The sequence below is a fragment of the Runella salmonicolor genome (assembly GCF_024158025.1).
Classification (GTDB): Bacteria; Bacteroidota; Bacteroidia; order Cytophagales; family Spirosomataceae; genus Runella; species Runella salmonicolor.
Genome location: NZ_JAMZEL010000003.1, coordinates 203,904 through 224,035, shown reverse-complemented (window position 1 = coordinate 224,035; position 20,132 = coordinate 203,904). Strand labels below are relative to the sequence as shown.

The 20,132-nt window shown below is 46.9% G+C and carries 17 protein-coding genes; 13 read left to right on the top strand and 4 right to left on the bottom strand.

The window, feature by feature from the left end; genetic code table 11:
- Positions 1–14 precede the first annotated feature (14 nt).
- Positions 15–995: an alpha/beta hydrolase gene (locus tag NCI00_RS10235; protein WP_253527109.1), complete on the top strand. Its 981-nt coding sequence runs from the start codon at positions 15–17 to the stop codon at positions 993–995.
- 13 nt (positions 996–1,008) lie between these two features.
- On the opposite strand, the gene NCI00_RS10230 is transcribed toward NCI00_RS10235, so the two are convergent.
- Together NCI00_RS10230 and NCI00_RS10225 are read right to left on the bottom strand one after the other, a co-directional pair.
- A complete protein-coding gene (locus tag NCI00_RS10230) occupies positions 1,009–1,557 on the bottom strand; it encodes a hypothetical protein (protein ID WP_253527106.1) in 549 nt (182 codons plus the stop codon).
- 80 nt (positions 1,558–1,637) lie between these two features.
- Complete coding sequence (locus NCI00_RS10225) at positions 1,638–2,255, bottom strand: inorganic pyrophosphatase (protein ID WP_114069579.1); 618 nt, start codon at positions 2,253–2,255, stop codon at positions 1,638–1,640.
- Positions 2,256–2,519: 264 nt separating this feature from the next.
- Between NCI00_RS10225 and NCI00_RS10220 the strand changes: the two genes are divergently transcribed.
- The 3 genes from NCI00_RS10220 (at position 2,520) to NCI00_RS10210 (ending at position 5,375) form a co-directional block, all read left to right on the top strand.
- Positions 2,520–3,311, top strand: coding sequence for a (Fe-S)-binding protein (locus NCI00_RS10220; protein ID WP_166559228.1), 792 nt, complete (start codon positions 2,520–2,522; stop codon positions 3,309–3,311).
- Between the two features lie 159 nt (positions 3,312–3,470).
- Complete coding sequence (locus NCI00_RS10215; protein WP_253527104.1) at positions 3,471–3,971, top strand: hypothetical protein; 501 nt, start codon at positions 3,471–3,473, stop codon at positions 3,969–3,971.
- Positions 3,972–4,211: 240 nt separating this feature from the next.
- Positions 4,212–5,375, top strand: a complete 1,164-nt coding sequence (locus tag NCI00_RS10210; protein ID WP_253527102.1) for a L,D-transpeptidase family protein — start codon at positions 4,212–4,214, stop codon at positions 5,373–5,375.
- Here the strand turns inward: NCI00_RS10210 and NCI00_RS10205 are convergent.
- Positions 5,324–6,115, bottom strand: coding sequence for a murein L,D-transpeptidase catalytic domain family protein (locus tag NCI00_RS10205; protein ID WP_253527100.1), 792 nt, complete (start codon positions 6,113–6,115; stop codon positions 5,324–5,326). The two genes, NCI00_RS10210 and NCI00_RS10205, sit on opposite strands and share 52 nt — an antisense overlap.
- 223 nt (positions 6,116–6,338) lie before the next feature.
- Here NCI00_RS10205 and NCI00_RS10200 point away from each other — a divergent pair, with 223 nt between their 5' ends.
- From NCI00_RS10200 to NCI00_RS10185, 4 genes are all read left to right on the top strand, one after another.
- Positions 6,339–7,019, top strand: a complete 681-nt coding sequence (locus NCI00_RS10200; protein WP_253527098.1) for a response regulator — start codon at positions 6,339–6,341, stop codon at positions 7,017–7,019.
- On the top strand, positions 7,020–8,393 hold the full coding sequence (locus NCI00_RS10195) for a sensor histidine kinase (RefSeq protein WP_253527094.1): 1,374 nt from the start codon (positions 7,020–7,022) through the stop codon (positions 8,391–8,393). It begins immediately after the preceding gene.
- 186 nt (positions 8,394–8,579) lie between these two features.
- On the top strand, positions 8,580–8,894 hold the full coding sequence (locus tag NCI00_RS10190) for a hypothetical protein (RefSeq protein ID WP_253527091.1): 315 nt from the start codon (positions 8,580–8,582) through the stop codon (positions 8,892–8,894).
- A gap of 254 nt (positions 8,895–9,148) precedes the next feature.
- Complete coding sequence (locus NCI00_RS10185) at positions 9,149–10,525, top strand: HAD-IB family phosphatase (protein ID WP_253527089.1); 1,377 nt, start codon at positions 9,149–9,151, stop codon at positions 10,523–10,525.
- A gap of 18 nt (positions 10,526–10,543) precedes the next feature.
- Here the strand turns inward: NCI00_RS10185 and NCI00_RS10180 are convergent, their stop codons facing one another.
- Complete coding sequence (locus NCI00_RS10180) at positions 10,544–11,479, bottom strand: sodium:calcium antiporter (protein ID WP_166559236.1); 936 nt, start codon at positions 11,477–11,479, stop codon at positions 10,544–10,546.
- Between the two features lie 116 nt (positions 11,480–11,595).
- Here NCI00_RS10180 and nhaD point away from each other — a divergent pair, with 116 nt between their 5' ends.
- The 5 genes from nhaD (at position 11,596) to NCI00_RS10155 (ending at position 20,109) form a co-directional block, all read left to right on the top strand.
- Complete coding sequence (gene nhaD / locus NCI00_RS10175; protein ID WP_253527087.1) at positions 11,596–12,861, top strand: sodium:proton antiporter NhaD; 1,266 nt, start codon at positions 11,596–11,598, stop codon at positions 12,859–12,861.
- 79 nt (positions 12,862–12,940) lie between these two features.
- Complete coding sequence (gene amaB / locus NCI00_RS10170) at positions 12,941–14,467, top strand: L-piperidine-6-carboxylate dehydrogenase (RefSeq protein WP_253527084.1); 1,527 nt, start codon at positions 12,941–12,943, stop codon at positions 14,465–14,467.
- A gap of 315 nt (positions 14,468–14,782) precedes the next feature.
- Positions 14,783–17,467 (top strand): PQQ-dependent sugar dehydrogenase, encoded by a 2,685-nt coding sequence (locus NCI00_RS10165; RefSeq protein WP_253527082.1) that lies wholly within the window; start codon positions 14,783–14,785, stop codon positions 17,465–17,467.
- Positions 17,468–17,623: 156 nt separating this feature from the next.
- On the top strand, positions 17,624–18,076 hold the full coding sequence (locus NCI00_RS10160; protein ID WP_253527080.1) for a DUF3592 domain-containing protein: 453 nt from the start codon (positions 17,624–17,626) through the stop codon (positions 18,074–18,076).
- A gap of 107 nt (positions 18,077–18,183) precedes the next feature.
- On the top strand, positions 18,184–20,109 hold the full coding sequence (locus tag NCI00_RS10155) for a PfkB family carbohydrate kinase (protein ID WP_253527078.1): 1,926 nt from the start codon (positions 18,184–18,186) through the stop codon (positions 20,107–20,109).
- Positions 20,110–20,132 lie beyond the last annotated feature (23 nt).

Below are 20,132 nucleotides of genomic sequence, written 5' to 3'. Positions count from 1 at the left end.
CTTTTTAAAACCAGATGAAAAAATTTCTTAAATGGGCGGGTATCACGCTCGTCGCTTTGGTGATTATTTATTTTATCGGCCCCCGTCCTGAAAAAGCCATGTTATCTCCTACCCTCACGAGCGTTACGACCGATGTCGTCCAACTCGAAAAAGACATTCAAGAAACCGAATCGCAGTTTGAGCTTAAACCCGACAACGAAGCCCGCATTATTTGGGCCGATACTGCCAAAAAGCAAAAAACCAAATACAGCATGGTCTATATCCACGGTTTTGGGGCCAGTTGGGCGGAAGGCGACCCGATACACAAGCAACTAGCCCAAAAATACGGGTGTAATCTCTACCTCGCTCGCTTGTACGATGCAGGCGTAAAAAGCCCCGACGCGTTTCAAAACCTAACCCCTGAAAACTTCCTGTCTAGTGCCAAATACGCCATTGCCGTAGCCAAATCCCTCGGCGACAGTGTCATTGTCATCGGGTGCTCAGCGGGTGGATTGCTCAGTTCTTACATCGCCTCCGAACACCCTGACATCAAGGCACTTGTGCTATATTCGCCATGCTTCAAAGTCAATGGGCTAGAAGTGGCAACAGGGCCTTGGGGCAAGCAATTGTTGCAGCTATTGGGCGGTTCCCACCGCGACCTCACGCATTATACCCCTGACCGCGCCAATTACTGGCTAACGCGCTATCATACCAACGGGGTCATGACGCTGCAAAAGATGATGGACGCCATCGTAAAACCAGAAACCTTTGCCAAAATAAAAATGCCCGTTTTTATGGCCTATTATTACAAAGATGAAGAAAATCAAGACAAAGTAGTCTCGGTCGAAGCCATGCTCAAAGCCTTTGATGAACTAGGCACTCCCACTGCTCAGAAGCGAAAAGTGGCATTTCCTAATGCGGGCGAGCACGTGATTGCGTCGCATTTTACTTCCAAAGACCTGGAAGGCGTATTTCGCGAAACCGACACTTTTTTAAAGGAAATCGTCTTTAAATAATGAAAGTGCAGCTCTACGATTTAATAAATAATGAAGATACTCCTAAGGTTTCGAAATCTCGATGATTTAGTTGGGTAGCTATGTCACTGTCAACAAGTTGATAAAGAAAAGAAGAAAGTTCCTGAATCCCCCATTTACCAGCGAAAGCCTCTTTTTGAATGCGGGCTACCAAAAGATAAACCATTATTCCCACTAAAAATGAAGCCGTTGCCGTTCTTACTTTTGTGTATCCTACGATAATGCCCACGATGGAGCTTTTCTGACTGGGCAACATGACCGCCAATATTTGGTCTCCTTCCCGCGACATCTCGTGTAGAAAATCGGCGGTTGGAAGACGCAGAAAACAGTCGCGATCAACCGCAGATTTCATCATTTTGACAGTTGCGAGCTGTTTCCCGATGGGGTAAGTCATCTGTTTGGAGAGGCAAAACGACAAACATTCAAGTGACAACTCAAACACTTGTTTTATTTTGTCAAACGGTTCGTTGGTTGTTTCACTCACACAAGCCAAAAACTCGGGCGCTTGGTAAAAATTATTTATATCAACGATGGATTGCTTCATGGAAAATAACCGATTGGTTGTGCAAATTAGACTTAGCACTTTCCAATAGGTCACTTCCCAGAAGCACAGGCAGTTGTTATTTACAACATCCCGAAGTTATTCAGATAGTCAGTGATGGATTTACGAATCACCTCATGGGCTTCTTCTCTCCCGTATACGTTGGCGATTTCGCAGGTCATCGGCTCACCGGGTAAGTTCTTGTACGTCAGGAAGTAGTGTTGCAAACGGTTCACAACACTTTGGGGCAAATCGGCGATGTCTTTGTATTTTCCGTACAACAGGTCGTCTTTCAACACCGCAATGATTTTATCGTCGGCCTCACCTTTGTCAATCAACCGCAAACCGCCGATGGGAATGGCCTGGCAAATGATGTCACCGTGAGGGATGGTGCTTTCGCAAAGCACGCAAATATCAAGCGGGTCGCCGTCGCCTTCTTTGATGTCGCTACGGCCAGATTGCTGTCGGGCAAACTCCGCGATAGCATCGCCGCAGTAGGTTTTGGGCACAAAACCATACAGCGCCGGAACAATATTTGAGTATTTCTGAGGGCGGTCAATTTTAAGGTAACCCGTCAGTTTATCAATTTCGTATTTAACCGTGTCGGTCGGTACAATTTCAATAAAGGTTGTAACGACTTCGGGGGCCTTTTCCCCGATGGGGATTCCGTGCCAAGGGTGCGATTTATAGACTGTTTTCATTTGTTAAATTGAATCTTTAGACAAACATTGGAAAATTTTGGAGAATTACCGACTTTGCATCGGTAAAAATCCAAATGATTAGTGAAATAACCGCATTCACCGTGCTTCAAAAAAACAAATTACGTTTATTTTTACTTTTTTCTAAGGTTCCTACGTCGTGCGTTTTGAAGAGGGAAAATAAGCGTCAATCACACGGTGTGGCTTTTGTACTTTAACCTTTATCAAACCAAGCCCCTCACTTTTTTTCATCAATTCTAAAAATCAATGAGCGAACTGAAAGTACCAACCATGGCCGAAATGGCCGCCGCTGGCGAAACCCCCGAAGTGTTGTTTTGGGTCGGCTGCGCGGGCTCCTTCGACGACCGTTATAAAAAAGTGACCATTGCTTTTGTCAAAATCCTGAACAAAGTAGGGATAAAATTTGCCGTACTGGGCACCGAAGAAGGCTGCACCGGCGACCCCGCCCGCCGCGCCGGCAATGAGTTTTTGTTTCAGATGCAGGCCATGGCCAACATTCAGGTATTGGATATGTACGGCATCAAAAAAATTGTGACGGCTTGTCCGCATTGCTTCAACACCCTCAAAAACGAATATCCCGACCTCGGCGGCAACTACGAAGTGATTCACCATTCGGAATTTCTGCAACAACTCATCAACGCGGGCAAAGTGAAAATCGAAGGGGGCGGTACGTTTAAAGGCCGTAAAATCACGTTTCATGATTCGTGCTACCTCGGGCGCGCCAACGATGTATACGAGGCACCCCGCGCGGTTTTGGAAGCCCTAGATGCCGATTTGATTGAAATGAAGCGCTCCAAAGCCAAAGGTCTCTGCTGCGGTGCGGGCGGCGCACAGATGTTTAAAGAACCCGAAAAAGGGAAAAAAGACGTCAACATTGAACGCATTGAAGAAGCCCTCGCCACGGGTGCCGACACGATTGCGGTGGGTTGCCCGTTTTGTATGGTAATGATGAGCGACGGCGTCAAAAACAAAGAAAAAGAAGACTCCGTCAAAGTATTCGACCTGGCGGAACTTGTGGCGCAGGCCGAAGGTTTATAAGAAAGTTAGTGAAATAGTCATTAGGTAGTCATGCAATAGGCATGAAGTGGATGTTTATTAACTGGTAGTCAATAACTTGACAATCTGTAACCACACTTGACAACCCTAATTCACCAATCACTAATTCACTAATCACCATTCACTAATCACCATTCACCAATGTATATTCCTTTTGATCAAATAGATTTTGAAGCGCGCGTCTGGATTTATCAGGCAAATCGCCCGCTGACCAACGACGAAGTTGGCACCCTCACCGAAACCCTCAAAGCCGCCTTGGACGAGTGGGAAGCCCACAGCATGAAGCTCACGGCGTCGGGAAAAATCTTTCATAATCGGTTTGTAGTCATTGCCGTGGATGAAAGCAAAGAGTTGCCGAGTGGCTGTTCTATCGACAAGTCGGTGCATTGGTTGCAGGAAATCGGGCCTCGTTTGGGCGTCGACTTTTTCGACCGCTCGCTGATGTACATTGACGACCGAGGAGAACTTCAAAGCATACCAGTATCGGGTATTAAAAGTGCGGTTAACGCCGAAGAATTAGCTCCTGACACTACGGTTTTCGACAATACCGTTACCACAAAATCGCAATGGATGAAACGCTGGAAAGTACGCGCTGATGCCACATGGCTTAAACGCTATTTTGCGGCGCAGCAAGCCTCCTAAACATTTTTTCATCCCAAATACTACGTGCCATGCCCCAAAGCATGGCATTTTTTTTGCCCTGTTTGTAAAATTTCCCAATTTCAAATGTGTAGAAATAATTACCCACATTGTTCATTCTCCCGATGACATCTTCAGCGCACAAGAAATACATCACCCTTATTATTAAACCTTTAACCTCTATTTACTTGTATTGGCATGACTATTTATACGATTGCACTTTACTTAAATAGCTCCCTTTTTATGAAACCAATCATCAGATACACCCTATTATCGCTTTCTATTTTTATCTTTAACGGTTGTCGTAAACCCGAAAGAACTGAAGAATTATTGCTGGAAAAGTTACAGGACAAAAAGACGTACGCAACGCTGCTTAGCTATTCTCACGCCATCGGAATTGATACCGCACGGGCCGCAAAAAAAGGTCCTTTGGGGCTATTGGAAGAAATCAGTTATGGCCACAAACCGCGCTATATCCGCTATACGGCGAAGGTCTTACTCCCCGACTCGGCCCGAATTCGCGAAGCCGCTTGGGAGGTGGTGGAAGGTAAAAACAAAAACATTGACGACGTGCTGGCGCGTTTAGAGCCTTCATTCCCCGTTTATTCTCAACTAAAAAGCCACTACACCCGATTTATCAAAGATGGGCAAGCCGACAGCGCGGCCATCATTGCCGAATCGCTCAATGCCTATCGTTGGATGAACCGACAGGCACAAGGAGCCGAACGCATGGTACTGGTCAACTCGCGCGGTGCGTATTTGAAAGGATTTGACTCAACGGGTGCCCAAAAACTGAGTATGCGGGTGATTGTGGGCAAAGCAGACTCTCCCACGCCGGGCATTGATACCTACGCCACCAACATCATTATGTATCCATATTGGAACGTCCCGACCAACATCGCGCTCCGGGAAATGTTGCCAAAAATCAGGGAGGATGAAGACTATTTGGAAGACAACGGGATGGCCGTCATTGATACCAAAGGCGATAGCGTAGACGCCCGCTCCATCAACTGGGACGAAATTTCGGAAGATAATTTTCCGTATCGTTTTCGGCAGGACAACGGTGAAGATAATTCTCTGGGTTTGATGAAAGTAAACATCAAAAACCCGCTCGCAATTTATTTGCACGACACCAATGTTCGCACCCTTTTTGTGAGCGACCAACGCTGGCGAAGCCACGGTTGTGTGCGGTTGCAAAGCCCCGCGCAATTGGCCAATTTTTTGGCTGGAGAACACCTATTAGACGATGATTTTATCAATGAACCCATCACCAATCAGAAGCCAAAATCGGATAAGCTAAAGCAAAAAGTGCCCGTATTTATTCTGTATTTAGGGGCCGACATCAACGACGCGGGTCAGTTGGTATTTTTCAACGACGTATACGGTTGGGAACGGAAATCCGTTTGAGTTTCTTCCTCCAAACCCGCCAACAGCTTTGAATTTTTGAGGTAGGAATTATCGGGATAATACAAAAACAGCCCTGCGCCATTGCACAGTAGCGGAATGAGTTTTTTGGTGTCGTCAACCGAGACAGCGGGGCAGCCTTGACTGCGCCCCAAGCGACCCGTACGTCTAATAAACTCCTCGCTCACGTAGTCTGCGCCGTGCATCACAATGGCCCGCTCCAGCGCGCGGTGGTTGATATTTTCTTCCAATCCTTGCAATTTAAGCGACAGTCCGTGCTTACCTTGGTAGGTGCTCAAGGCCCGATAAAAGCCCAAACTGGATTGGTAAGAAGAATTTTTGTTGGAGAATTGACGGGCAAATTCTTCACCCGAATTGCGGCCGTGGGCCACGTAGGTATTGTACAAAAGTTTATTTTCCTTTAAATCAATCACGTACAAACGTTTGTGGCGGGAAGATTGACTAAAATCGGCAATGGCAAGAATAGATTTTGTAAACTTTTCTTTTTGAAAACCCACCCATGCATACCGAAAACCTTCGAGAGATAGGCCCGCTTCTTTGAGGCGGAGCGAATTATAGACCCGTTGCCATTGGGGCAGAGAATCGGGTTTTAGTTGCGTGGAATCTACCAAATGTTGGGTAGTAAATTGGGGAAATTGTAAGGGATGTTCTAACTTTTGAAAACCAACCAACGCCACAAAAGCCGTAGCACAAGCGCTCACTACCAACAACACATTTTTCATCCGTTATTCTTTTTTTAAGTTTTTACTTCACAACTTTACCTTTATTCTTTCACGACAGTTTTGAAAAAACACCGCTTTTGGTGGGTTTGGTTCCATCGGCCCATTACATACTTCAACGCGTAGGTGTTTGATTTCTGTATAAAAATAGTTCAAGATTGACGATTCTGGCTTAATTTTGACGATAATTCCTCACACACCCTTCCATAAATTCAATTCCTTTTGCATGAAAATTCTTTTAATTGAAGACGATATAAAAATCATTCAATCGCTGCGTAAAGGCCTCGAAGAGAACGGATATGAGGTAGATATTGCCTACGACGGCACGATTGGAAAACTGCTTGCCCGTCGGAATGACTACTTCGTGATCGTCTCCGACATCATCATTCCGGGCATCAACGGTGTGCAGCTTTGCCGTGAACTCCGAAGTGCGGGCGTCCGCACCCCGTTCATCATGCTGACCGCCCTGGGTGCGTTGGAAGAAAAGCTCGTGGGCTTTGATGCGGGTGCCGACGATTATTTGGTCAAACCGTTTGATTTTTTGGAGTTATTGGCCCGCATCAAGGTCGTCACCAAACGCATTCAGTCGGAGCCCGTCACCGCCAACGTGCTCCGCTACGCCGACCTCGAAATGAACCTTTCCACCCGCGAAATAACGCGCGGCCGCCAACGCATTGATTTGACGGGCAAAGAATACGCCCTCCTCGAATTTCTGCTCCGCAACGCCGAAAGGGTTCTGTCAAAAGTAGATATTGCCGAAAAAATCTGGGATATTCGTTTCGACACGGGCACCAACATCATCGAAGTCTACATCACCCTATTGCGCAAAAAAATAGACCGAGATTTTCCCGTCAAACTCATTCACACGCACTACGGCGTAGGCTATGTGCTCAAACAGGAGGTATAAATGCAGATTCGGACCAAGCTCACCGCACAATTCGCGCTGCTCGTATCGGCCATTATGCTGATGGCGTTTATCACCATTTATTTGATACGAATGACCTACGTAGAGCAGGAATTCTACAAACGGTTGCGGCACAAAGCCATCACTACTTGTGAGCTATTGGTAAAAGTTGAAGGCGTTGACTCTAAACTCCTTAGAAAGATTGACAAGACCAACTACGATGTATTGCACAACGAAAACTTGACAATCTATGACCACCAAAATGAAGAGCTTTATACCAGCAATGAGACCCTTTACTACGCCATAAACCCCGAACTTCTCGACCAAATAAGGCTCGAAAAAGAAGTGCATTTTTCAGAAGGTAAAGCAAAAATCATCGGAATTGTGTACACCGACCGCTTCAACCGCGTAGTGTGCATTGCGGGGGCCGAAGATAAATACGGCGACGAAGAACTGCATAGCCTTTGGCGAATTTTGACGGGTATGTACTTTGGCGTGATTGGACTGGTGATTGTTGCGGGCTGGTATTTTGCGGGGCAGGCCATGAAGCCCGTTTCCAACGCCATCGGACAGGTGAATCAAATTTACCCTAAACTCATGGAGCAACGCCTGACCGTCCAAAACCCCCGCGACGAAGTGGGGCAACTGACCAGTACGTTTAACAAACTGCTGGACCGCATCGGCGAGGTATTTCGACTGCAAAACCTGTTCATTTCCAACGTGTCGCATGAACTCAAAAATCCCCTTATGCGCATTGGAGCACAACTCGACGTGGCCCTGCTCAAAGAACGAACCGAAGCCGAATACCGACAAACGCTGCTATCTATACGAGAGGATATTCGGGATTTGGGCCAACTCTCCGAAACTCTGCTCGAACTGGCCAAAGTAAACGACCAAAACCGCAGTTTGATTTACAACGACATCCGGATTGACGAAATCGTTTGGGAAGCCCGTGATTTATTGCTCAAAGCCGAGCCTTCGTATCAAGTGCAAGTCCGATTGCTGAGCACCATTGAAGACGACAATCAGCTCATTGTCAAAGCTAATGCCCACCTGATGAAAACCGCCATCGTCAATCTGATGGAGAATGGTTGCAAGTTTTCGCCAGATTCAACCGTAGCGGTCGATGTATTTCCGATGCAAACTGACGTTGAAATTCGGTTTACCAATACAGGCACCGTCATTTTGCCCAAAGATTTACCCTATATATTTCAACCCTTTTACAGAAGCGATAACACAACCAATATCAAAGGTTACGGCGTGGGCTTGTCGTTGGTTGAGCGTATTGCCAAATTGCACAACGGCAACATCAAAGTCACTTCCGATGCCCCCGCTCAAACCACTTTTTTCTCCTTACTCATTCCCTACCGCCATTGAATTTTTGCCCCGATTTCGCGTCTCTATCAGTCGTTTTTTACTTTTTTAATTTTCTTCATTTTTAGTAACTTTTTAATCATTCCTTCATAAGTTCTTAAGGATTGCCCTGTTTCTTTGTCATTGTAATACAAGCGATTGCTGCAGTGGCGGCTGCCACAATAAAGTATTCTCAATGCGCAGCTCTGAATGAAGACACGAATTTTGCCAAGATACGGCAACACGTACGACCGTCAGCGCGGAAAACACAACCGACGCAGTGCAATTATTAGTCTTTTGGCCATTTTGGCGGGCATGGTTTTCGTCTGCTTCTACCAATGGATGGCACAACGCAACATGACGGAAATGACGAACCGAGCGCTTTTGCGACAAGACTCGCTCGAAGCCGTTAAGTTGTCGCAGGATAAGGTTATTTTTTTGATGAAAGATACCATCAATCAACTAAGACAGACAAACCTACACCTGCAACAACAGCAATTTACACTCAAAAAAAGCGGAAAATGAAGGTAACATACGATTTGGTTGACTAGCAATGACGAGCGAGGTATCCTCACTCGTCATTCTTACTTACTTTATTACCGTTACGACATTTTTTTTCAACCATTCCCCAAAATTATTTTTTTTTAATTGCTGCTTAAGGTGTTGTTAAGATTGCCGGAAGACCTTTGATTGTTAATTGTCCTGAGTGTTTGCCTCGCCCAAGCGGGAACGTCTCCGCTTGGGTTTTCTTCCTAATCTATCTTCCAAACATCATTTCTATGAACAACGTTACCGTTATCATTCCTACCCTCAATGAAGAAGCCACCATTGCCAACGTTATTCGAAAAGCCCAAAATTGCGCCCATGTTCGGGAAGTCATCGTCATCGACGATCAATCTTACGACAATACGGTTGAAGTAGCCATGCTCTCTGGCGCAACGGCCTTTACGAGTACACAATTGGGAAAAGGGGCGTCTATGCGCGAAGGCCTTATGATGACCCAATCTGACATCGTCGTTTTTTTGGACGCCGACATTCCGACCTACCCCGAAAACGTCGTGGATATTCTCGTGGAGCCGCTTCTAAAAAATGAAGCCGACTTTGTAAAATCCTATTTTGACCGTCAGGCGGGGCGCGTAACGGAATTGGTGGCCAAGCCGCTGCTGAGCATTTTATTTCCCGCCCTCACGCATTTCAAACAACCGTTGAGCGGCATCATTGCGGGCCGAAAATCATTCTTTGAAAAAATTAATTTTGAAAATGATTACGGCGTTGACATCGGAATTTTGTTGGATATGCATCGTCTCGAAACCCGCATTGCCGAAGTGAGCATCGGAACGGTCGAAAATAAAATGAAACCTTGGCAGGAGCTCGGAAAAATGTCGAGAGAAGTGACAAAAGCCATTCTGGCGCGCACCAATCAAATCACGGAACCCTCCCTCGAAAATCTCGAAAACATCAACGTCATTCGGCGCGAGATGACCGACGCCATCAGAGAATCAATGGTGGGGTTGCGCAAAATGGTGGTTTTTGACATGGACAATACCATTCTGCGGGCGGGTTTTATTCACACCGCCGCCGATGCCTTTGGGTTCAAAAAGGAACTTTGGCAAATCGTGGCCGAACAAACCAACCCCGTGGTGCGTACCAAGCAAATTGCCCAACTACTACACGGAAAAACCTTCGGCGAAATCATTGAAGTTGTCAAGTCCATTCCCGTTGTGGCTGATTTCGGGGAAATTGTGGCGGAATTAAAACAAAAAGGATTCATCACGGGCATCATCAGCGACAGTTATACCTGCGTCACTAATCACCTCAAAAATCTATTTGGGCTGGATTTTACGCTGGCCAATGAACTTGAATTTTCGCGAAGTGTGGCCACGGGTCAAGTCAAAATTCCGTCGTATTTTTTCAAACGCACCACTTCCCATTGCGGGCATGATTTCTGCAAAACCAATGCGCTGTCTTACCTTTCAGAAATCTACCACGTGGGTTTTGAAAACATAATGGCTATCGGCGACGGAGAAAACGACATTTGCATGATTCGCAAATCAGGCATTGGCGTTTCGTTTTGTACCAAAAACCAAATTTTAGAAAACAGCGCCGACGTGGTACTCAGCAAACCCTATTTTCGTCCCATTTTAAAACTGGTCTGAGCATCCACTCTGGACTGATTAAATCAGTCCAGAGATTTTAAACATTACGATGAAATACAACACCAAAAACAAAGCACCTTCCCAAGTGGAGATGCGCTTATCTTGGGCCAAAAGATAAAAAAAGGCCGATGCAGCCACGAGTATCGGCAACGCAAGCGATAGAAGCTGGCCGCTGGCCGTTAGGTCTCCCGCCCAACTTGCCACGCCCGGAATGACCAAAACGTTGAAGATACACGAGCCCATCACGTTGCCAATTGCCAACGACGCTTTACCCTGCTTTACCGAAAAATAGTTGACCGCCAACTCGGGCAGCGTCGTTCCTAACGATAACACAGTGAGGGCAATGATGGAGGGAGGAATCGTCAAAATTTCGGCAATCCGGGTAATACTCAACACCGTATAATCGGCTCCAAAGTAAATTCCGACACCCGCCAAAGCCAGAATCAGACCCACTTTGCCCCATGTGGGAGTGCTTTCGGTGGTTTCTTCGGGTTCGTCTTCATTGCCAGCCCTCAGTAGATAAAGGCTGTAAATCACAAAGATAAGAATCAAAAAAGCCCCTTCTTTCCACGTAAGGATGCCGTCTTGTAAAAACAAATAAAAGACCAGCGCCGAGCCCAACAGATAATGAAGGTCAATCATAAGGTAACGTTTGCCTAAGTCAATCGTTCGGCGATTCATCAAGGCCGTAAAGCCTACAATCAAGAAAATATTGGAGATATTGGCCCCGATGAGATTTCCCGCCACAATCTCCGCCTGCCCCGACGAAATGGACAAAAGCGCCGTCACTAATTCGGGCAATGAAGTGCCGATGCCTACGATAAAAATACCCGTCACGAAGGGAGGGAGGTTGAGTAGTCGGCCTGCGCTTTCGGCGGCATTGGTAAAAAAACGGGCCGCAACCAACAAAACCGTTAGGCTGCCCACAAAAAGTAAAATCCAGTTAAGAAGCATCGTTTTTCTTTTGCTTAATATTTCTGCAAAATCGGTGTTTTTTGCGTAAATAGCGAGTTTTTAACGACTTTTTAAGGATTCAGTCGTTGTTTTAACCCAGTCTTAAATTATCAATTATGATTACTGCTATTATTATCATTTTTGTCATAGGTTACCTCTTTATTACCCTTGAGCATAACATTAATCTCAACAAAACCGCAACTGCTTTATTGACAGGCGTAATCTGTTGGACCCTCTATGCCCTCGGAAGTAGTGATTCCCACCACATTGTCGAAGAGCTTTCTCATCATTTAGCCAATATATCCGAGATTGCCTTTTTCCTGTTGGGGGCCATGACCATTGTGGAGTTGGTCGACGCTCATCAGGGGTTTGGCGTGATTACGGAGCGTATTCACACCAAAGACAGCCGCGCTTTGCTATGGATTATCAGCATTCTTACCTTTTTTCTGTCGGCGGTTTTGGACAACCTTACCACGGCCATTGTGATGGTATCGTTGCTGCGTAAAATCATTCGGGATGATGAAATGCGGCGTTTTTTTGCAGGGATTGTCATCATCGCCGCCAACGCGGGCGGTGCGTGGTCGCCGCTGGGAGATGTCACCACCACGATGTTGTGGATTGGCGGGCAGATTTCAGCCGTCAATGTCATGAAAACACTGTTTATTCCGAGCCTTGTTGCGTTGATTGTTCCGCTAATTTATCTTTCATTTAAACTTAAAGGGTCAATTGCTACCCCAAAGGTTTCAAAGAAATCAGAGGCCGATGATGTGACTGACAAAGAACGTAATATCATGTTTGGGACGGGCATTGGGATGCTTTTATTCGTTCCCATTTTTAAGACCGTGACGCACTTACCGCCTTACATGGGTATTCTGCTGGCATTGGGCGTGGTTTGGATTGTTTCAGAAATCCTCCATTCCAAAAAAGACGAAGAAGACCGCAAGCCTTTTACGGCCAGTCATGCATTAAGTAAAATTGACACCAGCAGTATTTTATTCTTTATGGGCATACTTCTAGCCATTGGCGTCTTGGAAGTAACGCACGTATTGACCGACCTAGCGGCGTGGATGAACGATACCATCGGCAACCTCGACGCCATCGTTTTTATCATCGGGATTGCCTCAGCGGTCATTGACAACGTGCCGCTCGTGGCGGCCTCCATGGGTATGTACGATTTGGCAACCTACCCCCAAGACCACCGAATCTGGGAATTTTTGGCCTACTGTGCTGGTACTGGTGGCAGTATGTTGATCATTGGCTCGGCGGCAGGCGTGGCGGTAATGGGCATGGAGCGCATCAGCTTTTTCTGGTATCTCAAGCGCATCAGCCTTCTGGCGTTGATTGGGTACGTGGCGGGCGCGCTGGTGTTTTTGTTTGTGTAAGATTGGATTTACCTTTGGGAATTGAAGAACTCTTCAAGCGGTTTTTATCATCAACAAATCCAATTTCCAAATTTATCAGATGCAAACAATCTTAGAAACACTGCGTATTTCCAGCACAAATCACGGCATCAGCACGGGCTTGGCCGCTTGGGAAGGTCGGGGCGAAGAGTTGTCTTCGTTTTCGCCGGTAGATGGTCAACTCATCGGCAAAGTTCACGCGGCATCCCGTGAAGATTACGATACCGTCATCGGTCAGGCGCAGGAAGCTTTCAAAACGTGGCGGCTCGTGCCCGCTCCCAAGCGCGGCGACATCGTTCGGCAAATGGGGGAGCAATTGCGCAAATACAAAACCGAACTAGGCACCTTGGTCAGTTATGAAATGGGCAAGAGCCTTCAGGAAGGCCTCGGCGAAGTGCAAGAAATGATTGACATCTGCGATTTTGCCGTCGGGCTGTCGCGCCAATTATACGGACTCACCATGCACAGCGAGCGCCCTTCGCACCGAATGTATGAGCAGTGGCACCCGCTGGGCATTGTGGGTATTATTTCGGCCTTCAATTTTCCCGTGGCGGTGTGGTCATGGAACTCCATGCTGGCGTGGGTGTGCGGCGACGTATGCGTGTGGAAACCTTCCGAAAAAACGCCTTTAACGGCCATTGCCTGCCAAAATATTATTCAGGAAGTACTGAAAACCAACGATGTTCCCGAAGGAGTTTCGGGCCTCATTGTTGGCGGACGCAAAGTGGGCGAATGGCTTTCGCACGATGAACGGATACCGCTCATCTCAGCCACGGGCAGTACACGCATGGGCAAAGCCGTGGGGCAGGCCGTGGGTGGCCGTTTGGGACGCAGTTTGTTGGAGTTGGGCGGCAACAACGCCATCATTATTTCGCAACATGCCGACCTGCCATTGGCCATTCCAGCCATTGTGTTTGGGGCCGTAGGAACGGCAGGGCAGCGCTGCACCAGTACCCGCCGGTTAATTATCCACGAAAGCATCTATGATGACGTAAAACAGCGTTTGGTCAAAGCCTATGGTCAACTGCGCATCGGCAACCCGCTCGACAGCAACATCCACGTTGGCCCGTTGATTGATACGCTGGCCGTCAAAAACTACCAGTCGGCAGTCGACGAAGTACGCATTGCGGGCGGTACGTTTGTGGTAGAACCGGGCGTTTTGACAGGTGCCGATTTTGCGTCGGGCTGCTACGTACAACCCTGCGTTGCCGAAGTCGAAAATCACTGGCCGATTGTGCAACACGAGACCTTCGCACCTATTTTATATCTCATCAAATACAGTACTTTAGAGGAAGCTATTGCCTTACAAAATGGCGTTCCACAAGGGCTTTCTTCGGCCATCTTTACGCTCAATTTACGTGAATCCGAGTTGTTTTTGAGTCAAGCTGGTTCTGATTGCGGCATTGCCAATGTCAACATCGGCACCTCAGGCGCCGAAATCGGTGGGGCATTTGGCGGCGAGAAAGAAACGGGTGGCGGGCGCGAATCTGGCTCCGATGCTTGGCGAGCTTACATGCGCCGTCAGACCAACACCATCAACTACGGCACCACGTTGCCGTTGGCGCAAGGAATTAAATTTGAAATTTAAAAATCCCTCACTTCTCCAATTACAAGTCACCGCTGTACGGTCCAATTTACTGGCCCAAGCAGCGGTGATTTCTATTTTCTAGCCATTCATTTTTAATCTTTTTATACTACACATCCTAGTCGTTTGTTCTAACCTTTAAATATATAGACTATCTATGTAAAGAGCAAAAATTGGCTTTTTCGGATAAAAAGTTATCAAACGGTCGATTTTGAGCAATAATATCCCCAAAAGACAAGAGTGTAGTCCGTATTTTTGCATTGTTACAATTCCGCCCTGACATCCCTACTTTTATTCACCTTTGCCCGTACCTTTGAAATGAAAAAAGGCTGTTTACTTTTGTATTTGGCGCTTCTTTTTGTGAAAGGCCAATCCCAAACCCTTCCGTCAGGTTTTGCTCAGCAAGTCTATGCTTCCAACTTTAATTCGCTGATGGGCTTCACTTTCGACAATAGTGGAAGATTATTCTGCTGGGAAAAGGAAGGGAAAGTGTATGTTATCAACAACGGTGTACGTACTACGTTGTTGGATATTAATCAGGAAGTGTACAACGTCACTGATTTAGGGCTCATCGGGTTGGCGCTAGACCCCAATTTCCTGAGCAATGGTTTATTCTATATTTATTACATCGTTGACCCCAAGCATTTATTGAGCATTGGTAGCCAATACGATGATGCAGGTAATGGCGGGACAATGGCCCGAGTCACGAGGTACCAAGCAGACGCCGCCACTGGGTTTACCACGATAGTAGCCAATACGCGCACCATCTTGATTGGAGAAACGGCAAGCACGGGGATACCTTGTACGTCATTTTTTCACATGGGAGGGAGTATGAAATTCGCCAAAGACGGCACGCTCTTTATCTCCGTTGGGGATGCCGCCACAGCCGCCAACAACGACATCGGAGGGTTTGATTATGGTTCTCGTACGGTTTCACGGGGCATTATGATGGCAGCCGAAAACATCGGCTCTTACCGCAGTCAGAATCTGGATTCCCATTGCGGAAAAATTCTTAGAATAAATGCTACCAACGGCAATGGTATCCCTTCAAACCCTTATTATTCAGGAACTTCTCCCCGCTCGCCTCGGTCACGTATTTGGGCCAGCGGGCTCCGCAATCCTTATGGTATCTTGCCTCTTCCCGAAACTGGCTCTCACAATCCTGATGAGGGAAACCCCGGAAGCCTGTTGATTGGAGATGTCGGCAGTATTTTGTTTGAAGAAGTCAATCTCGCTACTGGCTCTGGGCAAAATTTTGGCTGGCCGCGTTACGAAGGAGAAAACACCCGCGCCGAACACCCCAGTGCTACTTGGGACCCTGGCAGCAACAAAAAAAAACCTCAGCTTTATTATAACTCCACAACAGGATACAGCATTGTGGGCAGTACTACGTATACGGTAGGGAGTATACAAGTTCCTGGAGAAATCAGCGGGCATTGCATCTTGATTGGTGATTTTTACAAAAGAACAGATTTATCCAGTCAATACCTCAACAAGCTCTACATTGCCGACTATTCCCAAAAATGGATTAAAATGGTCAATTTAGACATGGCAAATCAAGTAACCGCTGTTGAAAATTTTGCTTCGAATCTCAGCAACAATGTCATTTCGTTGAGTGTTTCACCTACCACTAGCGGCATTTTTTACTGTACTGCCAACCAAATCCTACGTATTTTCCCAACGACCAACAGTGCCCCCATTGCTAAGATAGAAGCTGACAATACATACGGAGCGGGCCCCTTAGTTGTACGGTTCAGTGCGGCAAAATCATACGACCCCGACAGTACTAGTCTGACATATTTATGGCAATTTGGCGACGGCAGCCCTACCGAAAGCGGGCTCAAGCCCCACCACCGTTTTGTATCTAACTCCAGCGCACCCAAAAAATATACCGTAACGGTGACGGTCACCGATGCCAACGGGGCATCTACCTCCGACTCGCTATACATATTTCTCAACAATACTCCCCCTGTTATTGCAGCAACTTCGTTGGACGCCATCGCCTCTTTTCCACTCAATCAAAACTATCCTATTACTTTAGATGCAACAGTCCAAGACAATGAGCAGAGCCCTGCTTCGCTGAGTCTGAATTGGAAAATATACCTTGCCCACAATGACCACCAACATTTGAGTTCATCTTATTCGGGCAATAATATCAATACTACCCTTGCCCCTTTGGATTGTGAATTGGGAGCGGCCTCGTACTGGTACCGTGTTTATCTCACAGTATCAGACTCGCTGGGTCTAACCACCACCCTCATCAAAGACCTCTTTCCTCAGTGTGGCGGTATTGCTCAAACCATTACTTTTCCAACAATCAACGACAAACAAACCACTAACACCCCCTTTGTCTTAGGTGCAACTGCATCTTCGGGCCTATCGCCCTCTTATTATTCCATTTCGGGGCCCGCGTATGTAATAGGAAATCAAGTGACTCTTTCTGGCATACCCGGCACGGTGGTCCTCCGGGCAACCCAGCACGGCAACGGGACCTACAATCAAGCCGCTCCCGTTGAACGCAGTTTTCAGGTAAATCGCCCGTTGGATTCACAAAGTTTTGCATTTTCGCCTATCTCCAGCAAAAATGTCAATGCTGCCCCTTTTACACTGAATGCCTCAGCCTCAACAGACACCCCTAAGTTTCTTGTGGTCTCTGGTCCAGCTACCGTAACCGGAAATACCGTTACCCTCACTGGCACCACGGGCCAAGTAACAATCCGTGCCTATGCCTCAGGCACTTACTCGACCGACGGGGTCTATTTCGACCGGAGTTTTCAAGTAGTATACCCTTGCCCTTCCACCCAAACCGTCAATAGTTTGGCCTATAACGTGTACCAAGCCCAAACCGCGCTTACAGTGACGGGAGCTACGTTGGTTACTCCCTCCAATCAATCACTTTTATTGCGAGCGGGCGGTTCTATCACCATCCAACCCACGGCGGGAACTTCATTTTCTACTGGCACCAACAGTACTTTCAAAATGGAAATTGCAGGATGCCCTTAACAGCAAGGAGCTACTAAGCCGTTTTTTCTCCGCTTTATTCTTGTATTTCAACTTTATACCCTCTCTCTTAGCAGAAGATTGTTACTAACTTTCAGTAAGTTTTGCGTCCATTCTTATTTTGAATAAAATAGTTTTTCAACAAAAAGAATGAAAATAATGAACCCTCTGCCCTATATAATCCATATGATGCCGCTTTTGGCATTTATTGGCACGTATCTGCTTATCATCGCTTACGATAAATCAAAGATCGTAGAACGAGTCAAATCTAAAGGCATCAAAACCGTAGGAACAGTGGTTGAAATTCGTCAAAACCCGGGTGAATTATTTGGTTCAAAAGAGGGCGAAGGCCAAGCTCCCGTGGTAGATTTCGTCACCAACAATGGCTCGCATCGGCATTATTCTACCCATTATCAAACCCCTTGTCCTTATCAAGTGGGGCAGAAAGTGGAAGTTTGGTATTATTTCTACAAATCAATCAGAGAAGTGCTTTTAGCCGACGAAGGTGCGGGAACGTTGCCCAAAACGCTGTTTCGTTGGGGCATTGCACTGTGTCTCATCAGTTACCCGTTTCTCATCAAAAAACTGATGCTTTTGGGGGGAACCAATTGAAAGCCCTGGACGATTCATCCAAAATATTTAATAAATGAAAGAATAGCCTTGAGTAGTGCAATTGGAGTATTTACTTAAACGTACAGTAGCTATTCCAATTTTATTTTATGGACACCCTTCAAATCAAATCTATTCTTGAAAAAATAAAAACCGTCAAAGTGGCGGTGTATGGAGACTTTTGTTTAGACGCGTACTGGATTATGGATACGCGCAAATCAGAAGTATCAATCGAAACGGGCCTACAAGCCGAGTCAGTGGCCAAGCATTATTATTCGCCGGGTGGTGCGGCCAACGTCATCGCCAATCTTTCAGCCCTTCAGCCCGCCCAACTCAAGGTTATCGGCGTAGTAGGCGACGATATTCACGGACGTGAATTGGCCGCACAGTTGCAAAATCTCGGGGCGGATACAAGTTCGCTATTCATTCAAAAAGAGCATTTTCAAACTTACGCGTACCTCAAAAGATACATTGAAGGCGTAGAAGAGCCGCGCATTGACTTTGGAGTGTACAACAAACGTTCGGAAGAAATTGACGAGCTAATTCTAAACAGTTTAAAGTCTGCTTTGGAAACCCACGATGCTGTCATTTTCAATCAGCAAGTCGTCGGAAGTATTACCAACGACAGCTTTATTGAAAAAGCCAATGCACTTTTTGAGCAATACAACGACAAAATCATCTTGGTTGACTCGCGGCATTTCAACGATCGTTTCTCCAACGTATACCGCAAAGTAAACGACGTAGAGGCTGCCCACCTCAACGGCGTTCAGGTAGAGCCGCGCACCATGTTGCCGCGCGCTACCGTGCTGGAATACGGTCAGGCTTTATTTGCCCAATCCCAAAAACCCGTCTTTGTCACCTGTGGAGCAAGAGGCATTACCGCCTTTGATTCAACGGGTTATCATGAGCATCTGGGATTACAGCTAACCGCTCAACTCGACACCGTGGGCGCGGGAGATACCGTCATCAGCGCCATTACGTTGTGTCTGGCGGCGGGAATCAGCCCCAACGAAGCCGCTGAATTCGCCAATTTTGCGGCGGCCGTTACGGTTCAAAAACTGTTTATTACGGGCACCGCCAACGGCGAAGAAATCCTAGCCATCAGTCAAGACCCCAACTATATTTACCAAGCCGATTTAGCCGAAAATCCGCGTCAGGCCGTGTATTTACCCGACTCCGAAACGGAGCTCTGTGACCCATCGGTGTTGGAAAAACTCGGCCATATCAAATACGCCGTTTTTGACCACGACGGCACCATCAGCACCCTCCGCCATGGTTGGGAAGAAATCATGGAGCCCGTAATGATGAAGGCGATTTTGGGCGATTCTTACGACACGATCGACGCCGCAGGTTTCAAAAAAGCACAGCGAGAAACGCAGGATTTTATCCATAAAACCACTGGTATTCAGACCATTTACCAAATGGAAGGACTGGTCAATATGGTACGTGAAGCAGGTTACGTGCCCGAAGACCAAATTTTGGATAAGTTTCAGTACAAACAGATTTACAACGACGCCCTGATGGAATTGGTCAACAAACGCATGGCTAAGTTGCAGGCGGGGGAACTGGACTGGGAAGATTATACCATGAAAGGCGCAGTGGCGTTTTTGCACGAACTCAAAGAGCGCGGCGTAGTGATGTATCTGGCCAGCGGCACCGACGTAGATGACGTTCGCCACGAAGCCACCGTACTTGGTTACGCTGACTTGTTCGACGGCGGTATTTACGGTGCTTTGCGCGAGTACACCAAGTTTTCCAAGAAGATGATTATTGAGCGAATCATCCGCGACAACAACCTGAATGGCAACGAATTGGCCGTATTCGGTGACGGTCCCGACGAAATCCGTGAAGGGCGTCGTTTTGGCGGCATTTCGATTGGAATTACGAGCAACGAAGTACAACGCCACGGACACAATTTCGACAAACGTCCGCGCCTCGTAAAAGCTGGTGCACAATTAATTATTCCTGATTTCTCGCAATACCGCAAGCTCGTGAGTTTGCTCTTCAAAGAAGAAGAAATTTCGGAAACGGTGTAAAATTAAACCGTACCGGCGTACCG

What these genes read in the sequence shown, in the direction of transcription:
- nhaD (WP_253527087.1), top strand. Translation starts at nt 11,596, where the DNA reads ATGATTACTGCTATTATTATCATTTTTGTCATAGGTTACCTCTTTATT.
- NCI00_RS10165 (WP_253527082.1), top strand. Translation starts at nt 14,783, where the DNA reads ATGAAAAAAGGCTGTTTACTTTTGTATTTGGCGCTTCTTTTTGTGAAA.
- NCI00_RS10160 (WP_253527080.1), top strand. Translation starts at nt 17,624, where the DNA reads ATGAACCCTCTGCCCTATATAATCCATATGATGCCGCTTTTGGCATTT.
- NCI00_RS10215 (WP_253527104.1), top strand. Translation starts at nt 3,471, where the DNA reads ATGTATATTCCTTTTGATCAAATAGATTTTGAAGCGCGCGTCTGGATT.
- NCI00_RS10220 (WP_166559228.1), top strand. Translation starts at nt 2,520, where the DNA reads ATGAGCGAACTGAAAGTACCAACCATGGCCGAAATGGCCGCCGCTGGC.
- NCI00_RS10195 (WP_253527094.1), top strand. Translation starts at nt 7,020, where the DNA reads ATGCAGATTCGGACCAAGCTCACCGCACAATTCGCGCTGCTCGTATCG.
- NCI00_RS10210 (WP_253527102.1), top strand. Translation starts at nt 4,212, where the DNA reads ATGAAACCAATCATCAGATACACCCTATTATCGCTTTCTATTTTTATC.
- NCI00_RS10205 (WP_253527100.1), bottom strand. Translation starts at nt 6,115, where the DNA reads ATGAAAAATGTGTTGTTGGTAGTGAGCGCTTGTGCTACGGCTTTTGTG.
- NCI00_RS10190 (WP_253527091.1), top strand. Translation starts at nt 8,580, where the DNA reads ATGAAGACACGAATTTTGCCAAGATACGGCAACACGTACGACCGTCAG.
- NCI00_RS10180 (WP_166559236.1), bottom strand. Translation starts at nt 11,479, where the DNA reads ATGCTTCTTAACTGGATTTTACTTTTTGTGGGCAGCCTAACGGTTTTG.
- NCI00_RS10225 (WP_114069579.1), bottom strand. Translation starts at nt 2,255, where the DNA reads ATGAAAACAGTCTATAAATCGCACCCTTGGCACGGAATCCCCATCGGG.
- NCI00_RS10185 (WP_253527089.1), top strand. Translation starts at nt 9,149, where the DNA reads ATGAACAACGTTACCGTTATCATTCCTACCCTCAATGAAGAAGCCACC.
- NCI00_RS10155 (WP_253527078.1), top strand. Translation starts at nt 18,184, where the DNA reads ATGGACACCCTTCAAATCAAATCTATTCTTGAAAAAATAAAAACCGTC.
- NCI00_RS10200 (WP_253527098.1), top strand. Translation starts at nt 6,339, where the DNA reads ATGAAAATTCTTTTAATTGAAGACGATATAAAAATCATTCAATCGCTG.
- NCI00_RS10230 (WP_253527106.1), bottom strand. Translation starts at nt 1,557, where the DNA reads ATGAAGCAATCCATCGTTGATATAAATAATTTTTACCAAGCGCCCGAG.
- NCI00_RS10235 (WP_253527109.1), top strand. Translation starts at nt 15, where the DNA reads ATGAAAAAATTTCTTAAATGGGCGGGTATCACGCTCGTCGCTTTGGTG.
- amaB (WP_253527084.1), top strand. Translation starts at nt 12,941, where the DNA reads ATGCAAACAATCTTAGAAACACTGCGTATTTCCAGCACAAATCACGGC.